This is a genomic window from Shewanella atlantica (assembly GCF_003966265.1).
GTDB classification, from domain to species: Bacteria; Pseudomonadota; Gammaproteobacteria; order Enterobacterales; family Shewanellaceae; genus Shewanella; species Shewanella atlantica.
The window spans coordinates 286,126-310,613 of record NZ_RXNV01000003.1 but is presented as its reverse complement, the minus strand read 5'-3'; the positions used below and the strand labels follow the sequence as shown (position 1 = coordinate 310,613).

General features: G+C 48.8%; 7 protein-coding genes and 1 riboswitch. Of the genes, 2 read left to right on the top strand and 5 right to left on the bottom strand.

Going from position 1 to position 24,488, the window contains the following annotated elements:
* Positions 1-7: 7 nt before the first annotated feature.
* The 4 genes from EKG39_RS10000 to EKG39_RS09985 are packed head-to-tail and all read right to left on the bottom strand — an operon-like array spanning position 8 to position 17,287.
* Positions 8-5,953: a hotdog fold thioesterase gene (locus EKG39_RS10000; RefSeq protein ID WP_126505600.1), complete on the bottom strand. Its 5,946-nt coding sequence runs from the start codon at positions 5,951-5,953 to the stop codon at positions 8-10.
* A complete protein-coding gene (locus tag EKG39_RS09995; protein ID WP_126505599.1) occupies positions 5,953-8,214 on the bottom strand; it encodes a PfaB family protein in 2,262 nt (753 codons plus the stop codon). The genes EKG39_RS10000 and EKG39_RS09995 overlap by 1 nt, the downstream gene beginning before the upstream one ends.
* Positions 8,214-16,445 carry a type I polyketide synthase gene (locus EKG39_RS09990; protein ID WP_246028466.1) on the bottom strand — a complete coding sequence of 2,744 codons (8,232 nt, stop codon included), beginning with the start codon at positions 16,443-16,445 and terminating at the stop codon, positions 8,214-8,216. The genes EKG39_RS09995 and EKG39_RS09990 overlap by 1 nt, the downstream gene beginning before the upstream one ends.
* On the bottom strand, positions 16,445-17,287 hold the full coding sequence (locus EKG39_RS09985) for a transcriptional regulator (RefSeq protein WP_425470169.1): 843 nt from the start codon (positions 17,285-17,287) through the stop codon (positions 16,445-16,447). Before EKG39_RS09985 ends, EKG39_RS09990 begins: the two co-directional genes overlap by 1 nt.
* A gap of 422 nt (positions 17,288-17,709) precedes the next feature.
* Between EKG39_RS09985 and fusA the strand changes: the two genes are divergently transcribed.
* Positions 17,710-19,758, top strand: coding sequence for an elongation factor G (fusA, locus tag EKG39_RS09980; protein ID WP_126505597.1), 2,049 nt, complete (start codon positions 17,710-17,712; stop codon positions 19,756-19,758).
* 196 nt (positions 19,759-19,954) lie between these two features.
* Here fusA and EKG39_RS23510 read toward each other — a convergent pair whose 3' ends face one another.
* Positions 19,955-22,873 carry a hypothetical protein gene (locus EKG39_RS23510; RefSeq protein ID WP_221767373.1) on the bottom strand — a complete coding sequence of 973 codons (2,919 nt, stop codon included), beginning with the start codon at positions 22,871-22,873 and terminating at the stop codon, positions 19,955-19,957.
* 112 nt (positions 22,874-22,985) lie between these two features.
* Positions 22,986-23,068: riboswitch (cyclic di-GMP riboswitch) on the bottom strand.
* A 650-nt stretch (positions 23,069-23,718) separates the two neighbouring features.
* Between EKG39_RS23510 and EKG39_RS09970 the strand changes: the two genes are divergently transcribed.
* Positions 23,719-24,486, top strand: a complete 768-nt coding sequence (locus EKG39_RS09970; protein WP_221767372.1) for an outer membrane lipoprotein-sorting protein — start codon at positions 23,719-23,721, stop codon at positions 24,484-24,486.
* Positions 24,487-24,488 lie beyond the last annotated feature (2 nt).

Below are 24,488 nucleotides of genomic sequence, written 5' to 3'. Positions count from 1 at the left end.
CTCAAATTCAAAGAGCCTCTTCTATGCAGATTGCGATATCAAACACTTCGTATATGCGAAGACCATCTTTACTCAGGCTCGCATTACCCGTGATCACTTTCTTACCGTCGACATCTTTGACCGATGTGATGCTGACATCCATAGACATCTGCTTGTTCAGCGGGTTGATCTGTCCACGGTACTTCCACTTGATGTTCGACAGGATCTGGCCAAACTTTGGATTTTTAAATCCGGCGCCTAAATCTTTACTGATGGCGTAAGTCTGCATGGTTTCGATAATCGCTTCAACACCCAGCGAGCCCGGCATAACCGGATCTTGATGGAAGTGGAACTGGAAGAACCAGTCACTCGGATCGATGGTGCGCTCAGCGTAAAGGTAACCAAGACCTTCGGTGCCGCCATTATCGACAATTTCTACAGAGTCGATAAAGTTCAGCTGACCACCGGCTAAACGGTAGTGTGGCTGACTCGCAGGAGCATTAAAGTGACGGCCACTCTTATCGAGTAGGTTAACTTTGGTATCTGCTGCAATACCTTTAGCGACATGCCAAGGCTGGGTGACTTTACCGTTATCAAGGCCAAGCTGATCTTTAAGTGCATCGCCCTTGAAGTAACCAAATACCGCAGTTCCCCGATAGAATGGTTCGCCATCTGTGCTCAGTTCGAAGCTAAAGCTTTGAATGATGTTGGTACCTGCCATCACGGTCGACAACAGACGCGAATCGTTGACGATAGTCTTACCGCGAAGATCGACTTCACGTAACAGCTCTCCGCTACCATCTAAGTTACGGAAGAATAGCTCAAGGCCTGGGAAACCGAGGGTTGTTCCCATATATCCTGAGATGAAGCCGTTTGGCTGTAGAGATATCTCCATCAAGATAGAGTAGGGCATTACCGCTTGGTGGTTGTTTTTATCGAAATACCAGGCATCAGTTGGTACTTCATACTCTGCGATACATGATGATGGCTTCTTAAAGTCGCCACGCTTACCGTTGACCTCAATCACACGAGTGGTCACCTGTAGATCGCCACAAGGTGTACGTGGTGGGATCATGCCGCGGTAGATTGAGAACTCAGGTCCGAAACAGTTTTCGATGTTACCGGTCGCAAACTCAAACATATGATACGGCGTAAATGGCACTGTATCAGGAACACGGTTCGGGTAATCCGGTGTGATTGGCGCCTCTACGTGTGAAATCGGGATCACACCCTTGTTTGGCGCTTTGGTTAAGTCTGGAATTTGGGCCATAAGTGGCGCGTTAACCGATGCTGGTTGATAAGCCTTGCTCTCATTAAGTGCCGCTGAAGGCGCTTTATTAAGAGACGCCGCTGGCACTTTCGATTCAGAAAGAGTTGGGTAGCGGGTGCACTCATCTTCTTCCTTAATCATCACACCCAGGTTCTGGAAGTCGACCACGGCTTTACCGTTAAGCAGAATATCGATATTTGCTTTTGCATATGGACGTGGGCTGAAGCCAATCTCAGTCACTTCCATACGGTAAGTTAGCGTGCCTGATTGTGGCAGTACCTGTCCGCGACAGCGAACCTGCTGTGATGCATTCTCAAGTGGCTGGAAACGGCCGTTCTTAGTTTGAGTGTGCATGCCTAAGTGCAGCATAAAGAACTGCAGCAGTTGACCACAACCTTCGGCCATCAAGGAGCCTGCCATCACCTGGTCGCCCTGGAAGTGACAAGGGAAGTACCAGTGATCGGCTTCGAGTTGCTTATGACCTTCGATTAGGCCAAGACCCCATGTGCCGCCGTTGCGCTCAACCTTGCTCACCTGCTCGATCATCAGGAACTTCTCCGATGCGAAACACAGTGATGCTTGCGTTGGGCCTGCGTGAGTTGCACCGAAACAGCCTTCGATATCAGCCGTTAGCAGCTTATGAATATCGCCGTAGCTAAAGCTGGTCTTAGGGCAATCCAGCAGCGGGTTAAAGGTCTTTTTCACTGCCAAGTTGCGCGCCTTAATTTCATCTTCGGTGCGGATAACCCCTTTACCGTCGGCAAGCTCTTCGTCGGTGAAGAAACCGGCACAACCGCCGTCCATCTTCAAAATCATCTTGTCGCCGACAAAACATTCGTAGGAGAAGAAGAACAGCAAGGTTTCGCCGTTGCGGGCGTAGTTGTTGATCTTGATGTCATAGCGCAGGGTATCGCCGCCACGTGGCAGATCGCCCAGGAAGGTGAGGGTACAATCGAGTAGTCGATAGACGCGGTCGCCCTTATTTTCGAAATCGATACCCAAGTAACTAATTAACATCAAGTCGCACTGACCTGACTCAACCGCCACTGCCCATGGGATCTGGCCATCGACCAGATAAGGCGCATCGACCGGAATGTCATATTCTGTGGTCATAGAGCATGGCTTAAACTCGTTCATGGTGGCATCGAGTTTAGTGACGCGTGACACAAGCAGGTAATCTGTGGTCGGTAGACGAACGCGGCGTGAGTAGCTATCGATGATGGCGTAATCTGAGCCGAATACATTGGCGATATCACCCTCTGCATACTCAACTAAGTCTGCATAGTTCCAGATGCATGGCTTAAGCTCAGGTGTTGGCGCAGTATATGGCGGCACGTTAGCGTGGTCAGGCTGCAGCTCTTTTTTCAGAGCCGCAGGCGCTTTCCCTTGTGGTAAAGAGTGAGCAGCCGCAGGCGCTTGTTGAAGTGCTGGCTGAGTAGCAAGCGTGTTAGCGTATGAAGCCGGTGCTGGTGCTTGGCCTGTCACTTGAGCAAGTTGCTGTTTAAGCAGGGCATCGGCGACTTTCATACCTGTCGAGCGGCTCTTCAAGAATGCTTGATGAGCCTCTTGTGTCAGCTGCTGGTTTTGTGCAAATGCAGCCATATCGCCTGCTGAAACGTCTATTGTCTTGTTTGTCATAGTCTTTGTATTCTCTGACCTTGTTATAACAGTACCTAATGCTGGAGTAGGGCTAACAGGTGTTGCTTGCTGCTGAACCTGCTGCGGCGCTATTTGCGCTACAGTTTGAGCTGGTCGTGTGATTAGCGGTTTGTGCTGCTTTACAACCGTTGAAGCGCTGACTGTCGCAAGCTTGCTCTGAATTGAGGCTTGAGCTGCAAGTGGTGTATCGACGATATGCTGATAGATGTCACGGCCGCCTAAAGTCACCTGCTTAAGTAGCTGGTGCTTAGCATCAGATTTAAGCTCACTGCTTAAACGAGCGGTTAGCGCACTGTTTTCTGTTGAGCTTTGGCTGATTAATAGTTGAGATACTTGATTCTCACTGCTATTAGCAACAACTGCAGTGCCTGACTTATGCTGGGGCTGATTTTGTACAGACAGGCTAAGCAGACCATGGAGTAGGCTTGCCATTCCTGCAGCGGCAAAGCTGTGACCCACACGCTCATCGGCACTTGTGCTAATAGCATTTGGGAATAGCTTGCTCACAGGTGTAGCCGTTAGGCTACCCGGTGCGATACTGGTTTCAACGACTTTGACTGTGTTGATATCAGCGCCAGCTTGAGTCAGCAAGTTATCAGTAACTAGGTTAGCTTGTGTCACTTTGCCAAAGGCTAGGGCACTTATCTCTCCGTAAGAGCTCTGGCCATAAGAACTTTGGCCGCTAGAGCCTTCGCCATAAGCGCTAGAGGCACCAGTGTCACTTGGCACAAGTACCACGGCACCCGCACCTTCACCAACATTCCAGTTACCCTTGTTTTGAGCTGTAGAGTTTTGAACAGCAGTTGCATCAATCGATACTGGCTCGACACTGTTTTTCAGTATTATCTGCTCGAAGCTGCCAGAGAGATCCACCGCTGCGATAACGACCGCATCTAATGATTCATTGGCCATCATATTTTGCGCCACATCGATACAGCGGCTAACCGACTGCTCGGCAGCAGAGATAGTAAATGCTGGACCATGGAAATCCCACAAGGATGCGATTCGAGAGGCCATGATGTTGCCGATAAAGCTGGTGTACTGGTTGAGCTTAGCCGCATCGAGCACACTATCCATAGTGATAGCTTCAAGCGCTTGGTACTCATCACTCGTTAAAGTAACACCAAGGGCCGATAGGCTCTGCTCTAGTTGAGTGTGCAAGTTAACGCGTCCGCGGAACTGATGCAGTTCTAGCTCAGTCTCCATAGCAACTAACACTGCCACTTTCTGACCTGCTTGAAGCTTAGCGTCACGAATTGCTTCATCGGCGACCTTCATCAGCATCAGTTGTTGTGAGATCAGGCGATCATCTTCATTAGGCGGCAGCTTAAAGCGTAGGAAGTCCAAATCGAAGCTATCGACATAGGCACCCTTTGGCGCTGCTGTAAGTCCAAACTCTGCAAGCAATTCTTGATGTTTCTCTAACCCTTTCCAGCGCCTCTTAGGTAGCGAGATAAAGCCATTGCTGTTTGATGCTACGGCATCGCTGAGCTGGTTTATGCTGCTAAGAGGACCAAAGTGAGAGGCAAGACCTGTGATCTTCATCGCTGCTGGTTGGGCTACTGGCTTATTAACTACTTGAGCGCCAGCAGCTGGATTCGGTGAGGCACCCGCGGCGTCTTTTGGAGGTAAATAGCTCTCTAGTAACAAGTGTGCATTACAGCCACCGAAACCAAATACCGATACGCCAGCATGACGCTTATCGTTACCCGCTTTTACAGGCCATGGCTGCACTTGATTCGGTAGAGTACCTGCATCAAATAGACTATTTGGCGACGATATCGCATCGCTAATATTAATACTTGGCGGCAGTGCTCCCTGTTTCATGGCGAAAATCATCTTCATGATCCCCGGCATGCCAGCGGCAGTGAGTAAGTGGCCTAAGTTAGATTTCGCTGAACCAATTAGCGGCGCTTTACTACCCGCTAACTTATTTTCGAAGAAGGTTTCCATCGAGGTCAGCTCAATCTTGTCACCTAGCGGTGTGCCTGTTGCGTGACACTCAATCACTTCGATATCTTTTGGCTCGATATCACTGGCGGCATAGGCACGCTCGAAGGCTTTTACCTGACCTTTAGGGTTAGGGCTCAGTACAAACTGTCCTTTACCATCGTTAGAGAGGCCAACACCACTGACAACGGCATAGATCTTATCGTTATCGCGCTCGGCATCTTCAAGACGCTTTAGCACAAGTACGCCAGCACCTTCTCCGGCGAACAGACCTTTACTGTCGCTATCAAAGGGTACTGAAACACCATGATCCGGATAGGCGTGGAAGATGGAGAATCCCATGTTGATAAAGAAGGGATCTGCGCCAGAGACTGCGCCAGCTAACATCACATCGGCTTTGCCAGCTGTGAGGTAATCACAGGCAAGCTTGAGTGAGTAGACCGAGCTTGCACAAGCTGCATCTAAGCTAAGCTGCGCGCCGCCTAACCCCAATGCATCAGCCACAACCTTCGAGGCGTTGTGGGCGATAGCACCATTGGCGTTATCCAGTGTTGCTTCGCTTTGGGCACGAGTAGTGTGGGCGTTAGTTGGGTTTAGCTTAAATGCATTCGCTCCCAGCTTATCTTGCAGCGCTTTTTCGACAGCGCTGTGATAGATAGGCAGAAACAGATCGTTCGAACGAGTCGTTGGGAACGAAAGGGCGCCCATGATGATCCCCGTACGATCAAGGGAGGCATTACCTAAGGTGATACCTGCATCATTGAGTGCTTTACGGCTAGTGTCTAGCGCCCAAAGGAAGCTGTCATCCAATCCGGTTAAGCTTTCGCTGGGTAGCTGATAGCCGGTAGCATCGAAGCTGAAGTTTTCGATGTAACCGCCTTTATCACAATAAAAGCGGTCAGACTGTCCCTGAACACCTTGATAGTCTTGGCTAGTCGCACCTAGCTTTTCATTGGTTAAGGTGGTGCGTGAGTCTCGTTTATCGAGCAGGTTCTGCCAAAACTCACCTGGCGATTTAGCGTCAGGGTATAGCGTAGCAAGACCGACTATTGCGATCTTGCTTTGCTTAGTGGCCTGTTTGTCTGAAGAAGACATTAAACTTCCCCTTGTAATGTTAGGTTCGGCATCTGTTCACTGTTGCACTGTGTCGTGCTAGCTGCTTTTTGTAGCTGAGACTGTAGTTGCGATAGTGCAATTTCACGATTCAATCCATCGATAAGTGGTTGAGTCGTGAGTGGAACACGATGACTAATGAGTTGGCCTAATGCCTTAAGCAGAGTAGTGATATCATCACCACCCTTTGCATTGACGGGCACTGTGCAGCAAGGAAAATCTGTTGACTCGCCGCCGCATTGGCGATCTTGCTTAGCGATTTTGTCGATAAGGGTACAGTTTTGTCTATCTGCACCTAACTCAACAAATAACTTAGCACCTTGCTTTTGGGCACTGTGAACAAGTGCGGTGAAGTCTAAGGTGTTGCAGAAGGTATCGGCAATTGAGTTTGCGACAACTTGACTATCAAGGCCACCTTGGGTGTTTGATACATGAGTGTCACCAGATGCTGCACTGATAAACTTAATATCAGTTGGCAGTGACTCTTGCAGCGGCTGGTTGTAAAACAGCTCCACATTACCATGCTCTTCCATCGCTGGAGCCGTATGCATAGCTGTTACTCGGTTCGCTGCAATGCCACGTTTTTTCATCTGTGCTAATAACGCTCTGCATTGGTTCTCACAGCCTGCAATCACACAGGTATCACCCTGAACAATGGCTAGATAGGCGTGGGGGAACTCAGGGAGTAGCGCGTTAATCGGGGCGGCTGGTGAGCGAACAACAAAGCTGTTCCAGACAATATCAGCATCGCTGTTATCGAGCTGCCAAGCCTTGCGAACCGCAGTTAACTTGCCTGAAATAGCGCTGGTAAATAGCGGGTCAGTCTTAGTTTTTTCAATCAGGGTATGTGGCTCTTTCCATACACCAAGGCTTGCCCACATAGACGCTTCACCCATGGAGTAACCCAGGGCAAAGTTTGGCGTGATATTAAACTCTTTGACTAATAGTTGTGTCAGTAGGTAGCTGCTACCCACACCGGCAATTGCCAGATCCCCTAATGGCATGGCTGGTGCCACCTTAGGGTCTAAGTTATAGATAGCATCGGCTTGGAACATGGATTTCAAGTCACCTTCACGCTCAAGTTGAGAGAAGAGTGACGGGAAGTAGCCATGTAGCTCACTGAACATATCGCTATAAACTGTGCCTACACCTGGGTAGACAAAGGCAAGGCCATTTTGAGCAGATGAGCCTAAAGGCTCAGCTGTAAAGTAGCTACCTGCTGGCGTGCGATACTGTTGTGAAAGAGCTTGGCCGCTTTCAGCCATTATCTTAGATACAGTCTCAGCCATGGCATCAAGCTCTTGCAGCATGGCTTCAACTGAACCTGCTTGCAGCGTGATGGCGTATTTGCCGCTAGTCGCTTCGAATGCAAGGAGATTATCACGCATCAATTTGAGTAGTGATGAGCCCTGTGTTGTTAGAGCCAATTGGGCTTTCAGCGTACCTAGCGCATCAATAAGTCCTGCTTGGTTATCCGCTGAGACAACAAGCTGTAATCGCTTAGTATCGATAATCGATTTTGGTGCGATAAAGCCTGTGCCTTGGGATACCACGAAACTGATGCAGCTTTGACCATTGACGCTATTCGTTAGGTTAATTGCCACCACACGTGCTTGATGGTGGTCGGTAAACCAGTAGTGGCTAGTAGCTTGTTTAGGGCCAATCGACTGTGTATCTCTATGGTGTGTACGAGAAGCAAGATCTTGGATGAGTTTACATACGGCATCAAACTGCTCAGTACTGTTAAGCTCAGGTAGGTCGAAGCGCTTGCTGACGCTGTCAGGCTTACGCTTTGCTTGGCTTAATGCGCTCTCCATACAAGCATCAGCCATACAAGCAGTAACAGAGGCTGCTGAATCAAGTTCAGCTTGAATCTGCATCGCTGCAAGTTGCGCATGGGGGTGAATTCGATTTTGCGCCGCTTTTAGTGCATGCATCATCAAAAGCGAGCTTGTCGGCGTTGAGATCTGCACTAGTTTACCTTGCTCTATCGACTCGATAGTAGCAGTTAAGTTAGCTTCGAAATCATCGACCTTGATAGAGACAAGCTCTGTTGTCTCTAGCAATTTCGAACGATATAACTCAGGCATTAACACAGATAGCTGTTTAGCTATCTCATGTGAATCAAGAGAGGCCGCATTTAAATCTATTGATGCTGGAAGCACCAAGAGTGCGATGCGCAGTGGCATCTCACTCTTGATGACTTGATCACTGACGCTCGCGCTAGCTGACGAGTGGACCATTAGGACTTTCCTCCCGCGCTCAAGGCTGTTTCGTTCAAGAAAGCGCTATTGAGGTTTTTGCTGATAGTGACTTTCGCCCCTTTCATCATGGCGCTTAGTTCACCATTTTCATGGTAAAGCGCGACATTGGCCTCAAGTGAGCGAGCACTTGTTTTAACGACCTCTAGCGTTAGTACTGCTTGATCACCAAATGCTAATGGCTTGTGTGAGATAAACTCGCCTATGGCTGATGGCAAGCTCGCTGCACCGTACTTAAGCCTTGCCCATACCAGCATCGCCTGTAGCAGTAGATCTTCAGCAAATGGCTGACTGCCTCCGATATGACCTGTAGCAACAAACTGGCCGCAATCACTGTCATGGACTTGTGGAAGCTGACAAGTGGCTAACAGGCCTGCATCATCAAAGCTAAATACCTGCTTTATGCCCTGCAGACGTGGCCCGTGGAATAGGGTTCCGTTGCTGTAGAGCTCTGCCGTATCTGTCACTGCATCGCCAAGGTCGGTAAACGATCTGGTTGATAGCACAGCTTCATCGGCGTTAACGCTTACAAGAGTAGCCTTGTACTGCGGACGACCCAGGCAAGAGATCATGGCACTCATTCTAAGAGCCGCTGAAGGCTCACTATTTATAGGCGTCAACTCAAGGGTCATCTCTTGAACATTGCTGCTATCGAAGATGATCCCTTTAAGTAGCTTATAGTCGAGCACTTTAACTTGAGCGCCAAGCATCTCACTCGCTGCCTCACGCATCCACTGTATTGCACATACAGTGGGAAGCACTGGGTTACCGCTAATGCGGTGGTCTTGAATAAAGACCATAGTATTAGGGTTTAAAGCTCTAGTTAGAGAGACAGGTGCTAGCGGGCGCGATGCAAGTTGCACCTCACCCGCATTAAGCTTTTTTACAGAAGCGTCCTGTTTAGAAGCGTCGCCGCCACCTTGCATAGAGGTACCGATAAGCAGCTGAGCGCCGGTCTCACTTAACAGTTGGGTGGCAAAAAGCTCAGCCCCTGCTTTTAGTGGGATAACGTATACGCCACGCTCGGTAAACATCTTCTTAAGTGCATCGGTAACCATGCCGCCATCCCAAGGGCCCCAGTTAAAGCTCATCACTTTAGCTTGCGGATTACGCGCAGTGAACTGCAGCGCTGCCTTGTTAAGGATGTCGTTAGACATAGCGTAATCGCTCTGACCTGTGTTGCCGTAGAAACCAGCAGCAGATGAGAACATCGCCAGTAGTTTCACCTTGCTTGAATCAAGTGCAGCAAGTAGTGCTTTAAGACCGTTAACTTTAGTACCGTATACACGACTTAATTCGTCAATCGTCTTATCTTGAATATGCTTATCGGCAAGTACGCCAGCACCGTGGATAAGGCCAGTGATCTCATTTGAGCGACCATTTAGCGCTGCTGTAATAGCGGCAGTATCGGTTACATCCATGCTGACATATTCAGCACTTGCGCCAACCTCGGCAAAGGCTTCAAGGGCTGTGTTGATCTCGATAGAGCTCTTAACAGTCCAAACTAAAGCTTCAACCTGCTTAGGTGTTGGCTTATTACCTGTAGAGATAATGTGCGCAATCGCTGCGGGCTTTAGCTCGCTAATTTGTTTACCTGTTGCCCATGCAGGGATAGCTTGCAGCTCGCTACGGCCTGCAAGGATAAAGTGAGACTGTGTACGCTTAGCTAATGCAAGGGCACATTCAAAGGTCACACCTTTTGCTCCCCCGGTCACCAGTATTTTATCTGCACTATTAAGTGATGAACCAGCATGTTTACTGCTCGCTTCACCTGCTATTAGCGTTGTACGGACAACATTGCCTTTAGCGTCGAGTGAGATACCTGCTTCTGGTAGATTCGTTTCGCTATCGAACAGCTCATTGGTGATCGCATCAGCAAGATGGGTAGCATCTAGGTCAGTAGCGATGTCTAGCGCACGGCAGAAGACAGTTGGCCACTCATGGCTAAGTGTCTTAGTTAAACCTGCAAGTGCAGCTTGGTTTAGCTCAGCATTTTCAAGCTGCTTAGTGTCTAAGTAACCAAAACCACCATCGATACGGCTAACCGTGAAAAAGCTGCGACGCTTATCACTTGATGCTGTCAGCTTTGGCTGTAGTAGCTTAGCCCAAAGGAATGCTTGGCTAACGTGAGTGAAGCTGCCATCACTTAGATTTAAAGCTGGGGGATTTACAGCGTCTTTAGTGTTGGTACTCTCTTTTGAGAAAGTGCCAGCTTCAGGTTGCAGGTGAATAAATCCACCAATTTGACCTAGTTGCTGCTCGATTTGAGCAATAACGGCGCTGATGCCTGATTCATCAAGACTGTCAGCTTGGAAGCTGGCCACATCACTGCTTAGTGGTGATTGTGCAGCTCCTTTAGGTAGACGAACAACGGCTACTTTAAGACCTTGCTTTGTTAGTTTCTCTGCTAGTACGCCTGCGTTGTGACCATCATCGTTAATCACTACGGTTGCGTCTGCGGCGAAACAGTTGTTGATTTGATCCGCCGCGTTAAGCTTTTTTAGCGCCACCTCGCTGTGAGGAGGAAGCTCTAGAGAAGAGGTGATTGTGTCTGCTACTGACTTAACAGCACCTGTTACAACAGCACTTGCATTGGCCAGCTTAGAGTTCATGTAGCTTACGATTTCGCCCAGTGTGCGACACTCTGCAAGATCTTCAGGGTTTAGCTCTGGAAGACCTGGTAGTTCATCTTGAACTGTTCCTAGGATTTCAACACGCTTGATTGAGTCGATACCCAGGTCAGCTTCCATATCCATGCTAAGTTCTAGCATCTCTGTTGGGTAACCGGTCTTCTCGGCAACCACTGACATCATAGTGCCTTGAACTTTTTCGGCGCTAAGACCTGTAGAGAGCGAGCCTTCAGCGGCACTTGTATGAGCAGAGCCTTCAGCTGGCAGTTTACTGCCCATATAAGTCACGATTTCACCCAGTGTACGACACTCAGCAAGATCTTCAGGGTTTAGCTCAGGCAAGCCAGGAAGCTCATCTTGAACTGTACCCAAGATTTCAACGCGTTTGATAGAGTCGATACCAAGGTCAGCTTCCATATCCATGCTAAGTTCCAGCATCTCTGTTGGATAGCCAGTCTTATCGGCAACCACTGACATCATAGTTGCTTGGACCTGCTCGGCACTTAAACCACTTGAAGCGGGCGCTGCTGCGGCACTAACGTTAGGAGCCGCCGCAGCGCTATTAGCAGAGCCTTCAGCTGCACTTGTATTAGTCAGCTTAGAGTTCATGTAGGCAACGATTTCGCCTAATGTTCTACACTCAGCCAAATCTTCTGGGTTTAGCTCAGGAAGACCTGGAAGCTCATCTTGAACAGTACCTAAGATTTCAACTCGCTTGATAGAGTCGATACCAAGGTCAGCTTCCATATCCATGCTAAGTTCCAGCATCTCAGTAGGGTAGCCAGTTTTGTCGGCAACCACTGACATCATAGTCGCTTGGACTTTTTGTGCGCTAAGGCCACTCACAGCAGGCGCTGCTGCGGCACTTGTATTAGCAGAGCCTTCAGCTGCACTTGTAGGTGTTAGCTTAGAGTTCATGTACGCCACGATTTCGCCAAGAGTTCGGCACTCAGCCAAATCTTCTGGGTTTAGCTCAGGAAGACCTGGTAGCTCATCTTGAACGGTACCCAGAATTTCAACACGCTTGATAGAGTCGATGCCAAGATCGGCTTCCATATCCATCTCAAGCTCTAACATTTCAGTTGGGTAGCCTGTTTTCTCGGCGACCACTGACATCATGGTTGCTTGGACTTTTTGTGCGCTAAGGCCACTCACGGCAGGCGCTGCGGCGGCACTTGTATTAGTCCCTTCAGCTGAAGCGCCTGCGCCGTCAGTTGTAGAGAGGTTAGAGCCCTCAGCCGCACTTGTAGGGAGCTTAGAGTTCATGTACGAAACGATTTCACCTAATGTTCTACACTCGGCTAGATCTTCAGGGCTTAGCTCAGGCAAGCCTGGTAGCTCATCTTGAACGGTACCCAGGATTTCAACACGCTTGATAGAGTCGATACCAAGATCGGCTTCCATATCCATCTCAAGCTCTAACATCTCAGTCGGGTAACCGGTTTTCTCGGCAACCACTGACATCATGGTTGCTTGAACTCTTTGTGCGCTCAGGGCTGTTTGCGCGCTCAAGGCTGTCTCAGCAGAAGCGGCAGTAGCAACAGGAGTTGCGGCGGCACTTGTATTAGGCAACTTGCTATTCATGTACGAAACGATTTCGCCCAGTGTTCTACACTCGGCTAGATCTTCAGGGCTTAGCTCAGGCAAGCCTGGTAGCTCATCTTGAACAGTTCCTAGAATTTCAACACGCTTGATAGAGTCGATACCAAGATCGGCTTCCATATCCATCTCAAGCTCTAGCATCTCTGTTGGGTAACCGGTTTTCTCGGCAACCACTTCAAGCATGGTTGCTTGGACCTTCTCAGAAGAAAGAGTCGAGCTTAGGGCTGTTTCTGCTTGAGCTGCAGGAGCTACAGCAACTGGAGTTACTTGTACTGGAGCTGGAGCTGCTTGATGGCTAATGGTCTGTACTGGCTTAGCCACTTGAACTGGAGCCACTTGAACCTGTGCAACAGGTGCTGGAGCAGCAACTTGAACTGGTGCAGGCTGAGCAATAGCTGTTTGTACTGGGGCTACTGGTTTAACTGTTTTCGCTTGTGGCTCAGAGAGTATTTGAGTTGGAGTGCCCGTTAGCATACTTAGCGCTGCAGTGTTGCTGCCGGCTTGCATCTCAAGGAACTGAGTGTGGCTCTGTAGTGTCTGTGCCTGAAGCTGGTGGAACTGCTCCATAGAGCGTTGTAGGCTTTCTGGTATTGCGATGCCGTTTCCAGCTAACTTGGTTTGTTCAGTCATTAAGGTCGTGAAGGTCTCACCGTATTGCTGCGGGATCTCCAGGAACTGCTGATGAAGTTCTGCTGCTTGCTGCTGCGCTGCAAAGAAATTAGTTAGCGCGTCATTGCTAACAGCCGCTGATGGCTTATTGCTAAGAACCGCTGATGGCTCTTTATTTAAAACAGGTGCGTTTTGAGACACTACTTGACTCTCTATAACTGTTGGGACTTCTACAATTCTTTCGACAACTTTTTCAACTTCTACGATCTTCTCAACTTCTACCACTTTCTCTACTTCAACTACTTTCTCAATGACCTTTTCTTCTACGATAGTAGAGCTGGTGACTGTGCCAGTTTCGAGAGATTTGGCCATCTTAGCGCGAGTGGCCTTGCTGATATGGTTTACGGCGTTAAGCGAGATGCTCATTGGCGACTTCTTCTCTGGGGCGGCAATATCGGCTTGGTATGGGTCGATATTATCAAGCTTGATACCGGCAACCGCTAGCTGCATCGCAGCTTGCTTAAGCTGTAGATCGCTATCGCCTTTAGGGCTTGGATTGATAGAGATAGCGACTATACCCGCTTTTTCTGCAAGTGTTCCCTGAACCAGCTTTTGAAGTATGTTCTTAGGACCAAACTCAACAAAAACACGTGCGCCAGCGTCATACATAGCTTCAAGTTCAGCGGTAAAGCGTACCGATTGAAGCATATGTTTCTTGAACGAAGCCTTAATCTTAGCGGCGGTGTTATCGTAAAGCTCGCCCGTTGCGTTTGAGTACAACGCGCGGGTTGGCTTGCTGAACTTAGCGGCATCAATTGCTTTAGCGAATGGGGCTTGGGCATGACCAACCAGTTCTGTGTGGAAGGCACCAGATACAGGCAAATTAATTGCCTTATAGCCTTGCTCACTAAGCGCTTTAGCTGCATCAGCAGTAGAGGCTGTCGGGCCTGCAATCACAGATTGTGTCGGTGCATTGTAGTTAGCGACTTTTACGCCATCAAACTTGGCGATAGTGGCTTCAACGGCCTCGAGATCGGCAGCTGACTTTGTGATGATGGCGTACATGGCGCCACTATCTGTTTCAGAATCAGCAGCCTCTACACCATCTTTCTTTTTTGCCGGTGCTTTTGTTGCCATGGCATCGCCACGGGCAAAGGCTAGCTTGTAGTAATCTTCAGTTGAGATAGCGCCAGATGCACAAAGTGCACTTAGCTCACCGAAGCTGTGACCTGCAACCATATCGGCATTAAAACCGGCGGCAGTGAACAGCTCATACTGACCCATAGAGATAGCACCGATTGCACTTTGAGCATTTGCGGTGTTAGTCAAAATGGCTTCTTGTGCTTTAACATCATCTTTATTAAACACAGGCTTTGGATAAAGAGTCTGTGAAAGTGGTGTCTTATCATTAGCGGCAAAGACTTTATCTGCAGCGACTAACTGCTGACGCATCTCCGGGTAGTAACAAGCAAGGTCACGACCCATGTTGAGGTACTGTGAGCCTTGGCCGGCAAATAGTGCGGCAACTTTACCTTCGATAGCATTAGCGCGATAACTAGTGCCACCTGGCAGCTGCCAACTTGCTTCATCAGTAGCAAGTTTAGTAATTGCTTGCTTGATCTGTGTTGCTAGCTCTTCGCCTGTATTAGCGACTAAGCCGATACGCGGTGCGTTGGCGTCCAGCTCACGAAGGCCGTAATCTTGTGCGGCAGTGGCGATGATAAACTCATCGGTTGTTGCTGCTGTTGCTAACTTATTTAACTCAGCGATAAGCGCATCTTTTGATGCGGCGCTTACCAGGAAGCTTTGGGCAACTTGGCGCTGACGGTACTTAGCCTTTTCAGCATTTAAGCGGTTATGTTCATTGTTGTACTCTTCCAGCACGAAGTGGAAGTTAGTGCCACCGAAACCAAATGAACTGATACCGGCACGGCGCGGTGTGCCGTCAACACGTGGCAACCAGGGGCGAGTCTCGGTATTCAGATAAAATGGTGAGTTCTCGATATCCAGTTTAGGACTTGGCTCGCTGACATTAATCGTTGCCGGCAATACCTTATGATGAAGAGCCAGCGCCGCCTTAATCAGACCCGCTGTGCCTGCAGTAGATTTAGTGTGGCCAATCTGTGACTTCACCGAACCCAGAGCGATATGCTGTTTCGTGTCGTTGCCGTCGGCAAACACTGAACAAAGACCGGCAAACTCTGCGGCGTCACCTGCTGCAGTACCTGTACCGTGGGCTTCGATAAGCCCTAGCGTGTGGGGGGCAAAACCTGCATCATCATAGGCTCGGTTAAGGGCTTTAGCCTGACCTTCGGGGCGCGGCGCATAGATAGACTTGAACTTACCGTCTGAAGATGAGCCCACACCTTTAATAACAGAGTAGATACGGTCGCCATCACGCTCGGCATCTTCGAGACGCTTCAGCGCGACCATGCCGATACCTTCACCGATCATCATACCTTTCGAATCGATATCGAATGGCTGAATGGTCTCGTTAGTGGTAAATGCCGGCGTCTTCGAGAAGCTCATGTACATAGACGGTGAGTTATCGGTACACACACCACCGGTGATCATCATCTCAGAGCGGCCTTCTGTCAGCTCTGTCAGTGCCATACGCATTGCGGCGAGGGAACCTGCACAGGCTGCATCGACGACACAGTTCATGCCACCAAAATCGAAACGGTTAGCGATACGACCAGAGATAACGTTACCCAGAGATCCCGGGAACGAGTTCTCTTCCCAATGAACATACTGGTCCTGGAACTTCTTGATCAGCATTGCGCTATCTTCGTCGCTGATGCCGCTGTTCGCGAATACCTTCTTAAGCACCGGGTATTGCAGACGAGCTGTTAAGCTGTGGCTGATCTTCTGACCACCGCCCACACCTAGTGTGATACCAATCTTATCTCTGTCGTAACCTTCAGGCAGATGCGCATCGGCCAAAACTTCTTTAGCAACAATCAAAGAGAGTAGCTGCGAGCTATCAGTCAGCTCCAGGATATTTGGCGGCAGGCCAAACTCCATTGGATTGAAGTCAACATCCGGCAGGAAACCACCACGCTTACAATAACTCTTATCGGGTGTGCTCTTGTTAGCATCGTAATACTCTTCCGGTTGCCAGTGTGTCGAAGGCAACTCGGTGATGGCATCGATTTTTTCGCTAATAAGATCCCAGAACTTATTCAAGTAGCGGGAGTTAGCAAAGATGCTGGCCATACCGACTATCGCGATAGGCATATCTTTAAGGCGTTTATTGAGTCGACTATCTTCCGCAATATTAGCATCTTGTGAGTCATGCTGTGGTTGAGCTGCTTTAGCTGACTTTTTATCACTCGCTAAAGGCTTCTTTGAAGGTTTAGAGGTCTGGCTCATTATGAGTCTCCGCTGGGTGCCTGGTGTTCAGGCGTCTTGTTGTTAGTTGCCGCGCTTTTATGTGTGGTAGCAGTACTGAGTCTGGCACCGGGGAAGCGCTGTAAAAAGGTGTGGTAGTTGCGAACGAGCAACTTACGCAGATGAAACGGCCCATGCTTAAGCACATAGGCGATGTATCGATTAGTGGCTTGTGTGTTGCCATCTTGGTATATGTCTAAATAGATCCAGTCGCTGCTCGGGTCGATGCCAAGCAGTATTGAACTCGGTTGGTCTTCGGTTAACTGAGGCGGGATAGTGAGAGACACTACCTGAACCACGTTATCGCCATCGGGACTGGGCATTGCCAGTGTCTCGGCCAGCGTTTCGAAGTGAAGTGTATAAGTTTGAATATCACTGCCTTGAATGATGGGCAGTTGATTAAAGTATCGCTCGGGTACGTGAGGGCTCTCTATATCACTCACCCGTGATACGCCGTAGCGTTTAAGACATCTTGCTAAGCCGGATCGAGAAACGTTGGGGTTGATAAAAGTTTGAGTGACCCGAAGGAGTTTATCGAGTGGCATCTTGAGTTGGTATCTCAAGCCTACAACCACGTATTCCTGAAGGGGGGTCAGCGTTGTATTAAGGTGGTGGGGCGTATTCGGCGTATTTTCGACAGAGTCACGTTTGCGCCACTTACGTACGGTGGCTTCACTGATGTTCAGCACCTTAGAAAGTTGCGTAACTGAAAGGTCGGATTCTTGGATGAACCGACGCATTTCGGGCGTTGTGGTGGCATTGCGGTGCCGGGTCTCGGTCGCGCTTTGCGTACGCTTATCCGGATTTGAATTTTCCGGATTCATATTTTTACTAGCTTGCTCTGCCATCGGGTTAGCGCTATTCCGTTAATAATCTACTGGGACTAAATACGACTTTATGGCCGGGTAACCCTGCAGGAGTTCCCAGTTTGTCGCTATTTATAGGGTCTTTTTTGACTAATGGTTGAGCAGACTACCTGACCTTAGGTTTCAACACAATCACCTGGGACTTAATATTTTCTCTTCCGACCAGTTTGAGCTTACACTTGTACCCTATCTGTGTGATTTTTGTTTAAAAACAGGTAGGGAAATAAAGCGTGATCCAGGTCAAATAACAGTCACTGGTACAAGTCTATACTCTATGGTAACAACTTAATTTTCTTCACTAGTAGCTTGCTACTTTCTATTAGCAGCAATGCAAAGGTTTAATCCATTTGACTTAATTTAATGACATGAAGGAGGCCAATATGGCTGAGTTTATAACCGAGCAGATCAGAAATCTGGCGGTGCTCGGACACACAGGATCGGGTAAATCCTCTCTACTGGAGGCATTACTCTTCCGCGCTAAGGCTATTACTCAAAAAGGCAGGGTGGATAAGGGCACAAATCATGCTGATTTCACTGCCCAGGAAAAATCCCATCGCCACAGTTTAGAACCCTCCTTCTTAAATCTAGATTTCGACAATCACCATATCAACCTTATCGACACCCCCGGCATGCCAGACTTCTTTGGCCGCGCACTCTTACCATTACCCGGCGTTGAGTCTGTCTTGTTAGTGATCAATGCATCGACCGGTATCGAGACGCTGACCCAGAGGGCATTCGAAGCGGCGCGAACCATGGGTAAGGTGGTATTGATTGCCGTTAACCATATCGATGGCAATGAAGAGAGATTACCGGGCCTGCTCGAAGATATTCAGCGACGATTCGGACCGCGTTGTCTGCCGGTCAATTTACCTACAGCATCATTAGATGATGTGGTCGACTGTTATCTTCATTGTGAAGAGGGCGCCACTGATGCTTTGTTTCACTCTGCGATGTCGGCTAAAGATGATCTTATTGATACTGTACTCGAGGAAGACGAGGAGTTGATGGAGCTCTATCTCGAGCAGGGAGAGTGTTTATCCCCCGAGCAGTTGCATGCGCCACTGGAAACCGCGTTACGTATGGGGCACCTAGTTCCGGTTTGCTTTACCAGTGCAGAGCAAGAGATAGGTATTGACTCACTGTTGGAGATCATCACTAAATTGATGCCAAGCCCGTTAGAGGCTAACCCGCCTCAGTTTGTCAAAGGTCTTGGGAGCAATCATACACCGGTAGATGTGACTCAGAATGCCGGTGATCATGTACTGGCCCATGTATTTAGGATCTCCATCGATCCCTTCTTTGGGCGAATGGGCGTGTTCCGCCTATATCAGGGGACGATCACAGTCGGCATGAAACTGTTTATCGGTGAGGGGCGTAAACCGTTCAAAGTTACTCATATATTTAAAATACAAGGTGATCAGCAGATCGGTGTACCTCAGGCCATCCCCGGTGATATCTGTGCGGTTGCAAAAGTGGATGAACTTGAAGTCGGCGCAGTGTTACACGACAGTCATGATGAAGATCAATTCCACCTCCCTGAGCTCAATCTACCTCAACCTATCTTCGGTTTAGCCGTGATGCCAAAACGCCGGGGCGATGAACAGAAAATTGCCGAAGTCTTACATAAGTTAGTTGCCGAAGATCCTAGCTTAAGTCTGGCGAAGAACGATGCCGAAGGCCAAACGATACTTCAGGGGCAGGGTGATCTGCATCTTCAGATCGCGATAGAAAAAGCCCATGAAGTGTTTAATGTCGATATGGATACTGATAAACCCGCAGTCGCCTATCGTGAGACGATTACCGGTAATGCTACGGCAAGATACCGCCATAAGAAACAATCGGGCGGTTCTGGTCAGTTTGGTGAAGTCGAGTTGACCGTTGAGCCTCTGGAAAGGGGCGCCGGTTTCGAGTTTGTCTCTAAAGTCGTGGGTGGCTCGGTTCCCGGACAGTATATCCCCGCCGTTGAAAAGGGGATAAAAGAGGCCATGCTCTCTGGCGCCGTCGCAGGTTTTCCTATGCAGGATATAAAAGTCTGCTTACTCGATGGTAAACATCATAGCGTCGACTCGAAAGAGATTGCCTTTGTGATGGCGGGTAAGAAGGCGTTTCTCGATGCGGTGGCCCAGGCTACGCCTGTGATATTAGAACCTGTCGTTGAGATGGAAGTGGTTGTCGCCCAGGAGCACGTGGGTGATATCACAGGTGATATCAGTTCCTGTCGGGGCATGGTATGTGGTACTCAGGCACAGGGGAATAGTAAAGTTGCTGTCAGCGTTGAGGCGCCACTTGCGACCGTCGATGACTATTCGACCCGACTTAAATCTATGACCGCAGGGGATGGTCAGTTCAGTATGACTTTTGCCAGATACGATATTACCCCTGAACACGTTCAAAAATCACTGGTAAAAGATGCCAAGGAGGTGGCGTAACTTAATCATTTCAGCATTTGCCATGCAGAAGATGCACCTTGAGTGTTGAGATTAGTTAAAGATGGCAGAGAGTCTAAATATCAAGGCTTTCTGCCTTTTTATATGCGGAGTTCAGTCCCTGGGACGGCTAACGGTAAAACAAAAAAAACGCCTGACATGCAGGCGTTTTATTATGTGCTGATTAATAGCTTAATCGCTACTGCTTAGGACCAATCTCCTCGCTGACACCATGCTGAAAGTATTCCGTTGGTGCTGCGCCGTAGGCCTGACAATAGTCGAGGGCGTATTCGGCCTGAGCCTGAATATCTGCTCTGGCACTCTTGCTCTTATCGTGCGGTACTACAGCTGTGCTACAGGTATAAACGTCCTGCTCATCATTGTCCAACCCCTTAGATATCATCAGGTAGACACGGCCATCTTGATTACCACTGCGCTCCTGACGCAGGCGTAATGCATCGCCATTGAACTTGGCATCCGGGGCGAAATTTCCGTCTCCGGAACCGGGTTGTGAAACCTCCTGCTCATCACTCCACACGGTCGTCGCCAGGCTTGATTTCAATTGACGGTCACAGCTGTTGACCTTCAGTTCGAAGCCGATATCGGTCATTTTGTGGTTAGGTGACCATAGTGTATCGGTCGCCACGACATGACCCAGTGCTGGCAAGCTATCATCTGACTCACAGGTGTCGGTAACCTCAACCTTAAAATCACATTGAGCGCTGTTGCCATCGGTGTCGCTGACCGAGCAGCTGACAGGGGTGCTACCCAAGACAAACTCACTGCCTGCTTCGGCATCACAGTTGTAACTTAACTCGCCAAGACCGCCTTCGGCCAAGATGTCGAAGTCGACTTCAGCTCCACTTTCGAGTACCGAAATCTGTGCCCCAACGTTGTTGCAACGGACAAACTTCAGCTCGTCATAGCTGGGTAGTTCCGGCTCACTTGGTTGTTCCGGCGTATAAGTCACATCGGCTGAAACAGAAGCCTCAGTACCGGCTTCGTTAGTGGCCGTCACTGTTATGTTATTGTCACCTTCGTCCAGCGGAACTTCAACGCTGACTACACCATCTTCGGCGCAGTCTTGTGTACAGACAACAACAGGGTCTTCGCCATTTTTGACATAGTCAACTTTGGCGATAGGGGTTTCGGTGTTCACGTTAGCCGTGATCACTAAAGTCTCACCTGTTGTCTCTTGCGGTAGCTCACCGACACTGACCTGAATCTCGGTCGAAGCCTTTACCACTTGACCACAACCAACATCCAGGGTGACCGGAGGCAGTTCGGCTAAGGTTTCGCCGCCGCTTGGGTTCAATGCCCTGACTTGCGGAGTAATGTCATATAACCCTTGAGGCAAGGTCATCACTACCAGGCCATTTGCTGCTGCGGTAGACGCATAAAGCGGGGTACCGTAAGCACTGTCGACATTGACCTGATAATTGGCTTGCTCTTCCTGAAAATCGGTACCCTGGAAGCGGCCGACAGCTCTCAGATTTGGTCGGTAGAAAACGCCTGAAGTGGACTTGTACGCCAGTTGGATATCATTAAAGCAGTATGCTCTGTCGACAGTCTGACGCTGGCCGGGTATAACGTCTTGCAACGGGATAACAAGGTCACGGATCCGCAGTTGTGAGTTTTGATAACTGCCCTCAGTGCTCGCCGTTGCAGTATCGAGAAAGCTTAGCTTAAAGTCGCCGACATTCCATTTAGAGGGTTCGCCCGCTAACCCGCCCAGTATCAACTCATAATCACCATTGAACTCACCGCTTTCGGCATTAAACTGCCCGCTAAATCCGGCGCGTGCCAGACCACCTGTTGCATCATAGGTCGCGCCTTCACTTTTGATGTAGCTACCGGAAGCCATCACATGGGAGTTTGACAGGTAGATATAATCGGGAATGCCATCGGCATTAGTATCTCTGTCGGCGTCTCGATACAGATCCGCAAGGCCGTTGTTTGTACCATTGCCTTCAGGTCCCGCGAGTGTGATTTGGCCATTTACATAACCCGGCTTGAGTACGAATGTGTCTGCCAGATCGACGGTTTCTCCGCCGCTGACCATCACTCTGCCATTTCGGCTATTGAGGAAGGGAGTACGCAGATATTCAGTCTGGTATCCCTTGCGCAGTGCCATTTCACCATAAACAAAATAGCCAGCCGCCGGTGATACCACGTCACTTGGAACTAAATTTTCCAGGGTATAGTGGCCCGCACCACCAACATGGTCGATGCGGTAGTTAAGGTATGGACCATTGCTGGCGTAGATACGTGACAGGTAACTAGTATCAAGCACCTCTTCACCTACAACATCGATGTCTCCTTCGATGGCACCCAGTTCCTGAGTCCCGCCATCGATGACACATTCGACCGGCACTACAGTATCGCAGGCAGCGGTTACCTTAACTTCGCACATGTTACGCACGGTATCGCTGAAAGGATCGAGGCCAAAGTCATACATGACGTTTACTTTGGTGACACCATCATGGCTTTGAACTGTCAAATACTCCTGACTGGTGCCGTTAGGCAATGCGAAATCCTGGGCCTTGAGCTCAAAACGGTTCGAACCCGGAGTGGTTTCCTGATAGGCCAGTGTGTAGCCGCCGTTGACTGCAACAGCATCACCCTGACTGTTCTTAAATTGAATATCCAACAGTGAGGCACACTGCTCTATGGCGACCGAAGCATCGGCCGCAGGCTCAGGCCTTACGGCCGTGGATAGGGTAGGCGACATAAGGTAACGTTCGCCGTAATTATCCATTCGCAGATCAGGCTTAACCGAATATTGAATACCGCTCTCAGAAGATTCGACAGTCAGCTGGAAATCGTGGTTCATCCCCTTGTTACCGGTAATATTAGCGGTGTTATTCAAAATTGGGGTGTGGTCAACACTGTCGGCGCGAATATAGCTGTAGGAGATCCCCTTGGCTGCGCCAGTGCTAGAGAGTTCATTAACAATTTGCGGATTGGTGTTAGTAAATTTTATTGTACCGTTGATCTGGTTGGGGGTGAGTTGTGCTTCGGCACTTGCCTGGGACGTCACCGTTGCCGAACAGGCAAGCAAGACTAACAGACTCAACTTGCTCAGAGGAAAGCGTGTTGGAATATATGAATGATCCATAATAGATCTCCGTACGTTCAGAGGCTAAAAAGGCCTCAATAGCTCGAAAATAATGGCAGACAGTTGAGCGGAACGAACGAATAGGGCCTGGACCCTGAACACTCCTACTCTTTTCGGTAACCGTTCGACCCCCGCATTTCTGCTTGGGCACTGGTTTTGCGTCGCCGGGTTACCCCGGGTTTGCCTTTATCGTAGAGCAGGTAATGAATATGAGGCTTGATGCCTGCATATCATTGGCACTTTACGAAGTGAAATGTTGCTGCCAATCAATGTATCAAAGTGTTTCGCACCTTGATTTAAGCGAACCATACCGAGTAAAAAATTCGTTGGCAAACAAAAAAATTACAACGTGAGGCAGAAAATTGGCGCATAAAAACGCCCAGTCGACAGGGAATTGACAAGTGTCAGTGGATTGCTTTTTTGACGAAATAAGTAAAAACAATAACCTATTTCACAAATCAAGATTGAGGCCGAGTCGCCCATATCTTGTAAAAAGATTTCATATTTAAGTGGTCTGATGTGATCTAAAGGTTAATTTTTGTGAGGAGTGACTAGGGCTGAGTCCTGGTAACAAGACATCCTTCTTGCCTGATTTTAGCCTAAGTACAGCATTCACTGCTTTGAATTAGCCATAAGATAATCTGAAGGAGTCGTAACCTTAGATTATTCATTTATTTGACGGGAAATAATATTTTTAAATTCGACTCTAAATCATAAAGTCGTTAATTTTACTTTCCCAACTCCAATCAGTGTTTCGTTTTGTGCTCAATGGGTTATAGTTGGATAGGGTTAGGTTTACTTGCTCTGATTTTTGGGGCTGGAACAGATAACTGGAGAGTTTCAATATGCGTCTATGGGTCATGATTAAAAGCCTATTATCAGGGATGTTATTAACTGTTTTTGTTTCTGGTTATGTGGATGCTGAAACTGCGTCAGATATCGTAGATAGGTCAGATGAACAGATGCGTGGTGATTCGAGCTATTCGGTAGCGACAATGAAGATCATTCGCCCGGACTGGACCCGCACCATGAGCATGAAAAGCTGGACCAAAGGTCAGGAGTTGTCACTGGTTCTGGTGACTGCACCGGCGAAAGATAAAGGTAGTGCATCTTTGAAGCGTCAAAAGGAGATGTGGAGCTGGATCCCGAGTATTGAACGGGTCATTAAAATTGCGCCTTCTATGTTGAGCCAATCATGGATGGGCTCAGATTTTACCAATGACGACCTGATCAACCAGTCCTCTATCGTGGTGGATTATGAGCATAAATTGGTCAAAGAGGAACTGTTCGATAACGACAACACCTGGGTTATTGACGCCATCGCGAAACCCGATGCTCCTGTGGTCTGGAGTAAGGTGAGATTATGGATATCGAAACAAACTTACCTACAGCGCAAAGTTGAATTTATCGATGAGTTTGATGAGCTGGTTAATACCATGGAAACCTATGATGTTAAGGAGCTGGGCGGTCGTAATATTGCGACCCGTATGACGATGGTTCCAGCTGATAAACCCGATCAAAGAACCGAATTAATCACCCATGAAGCTCAGTTTAACTTCGATATTGGCGATGACTTTTTCTCGCAGCAGCAGATGAAGGCGTTAAGGGATTAGTC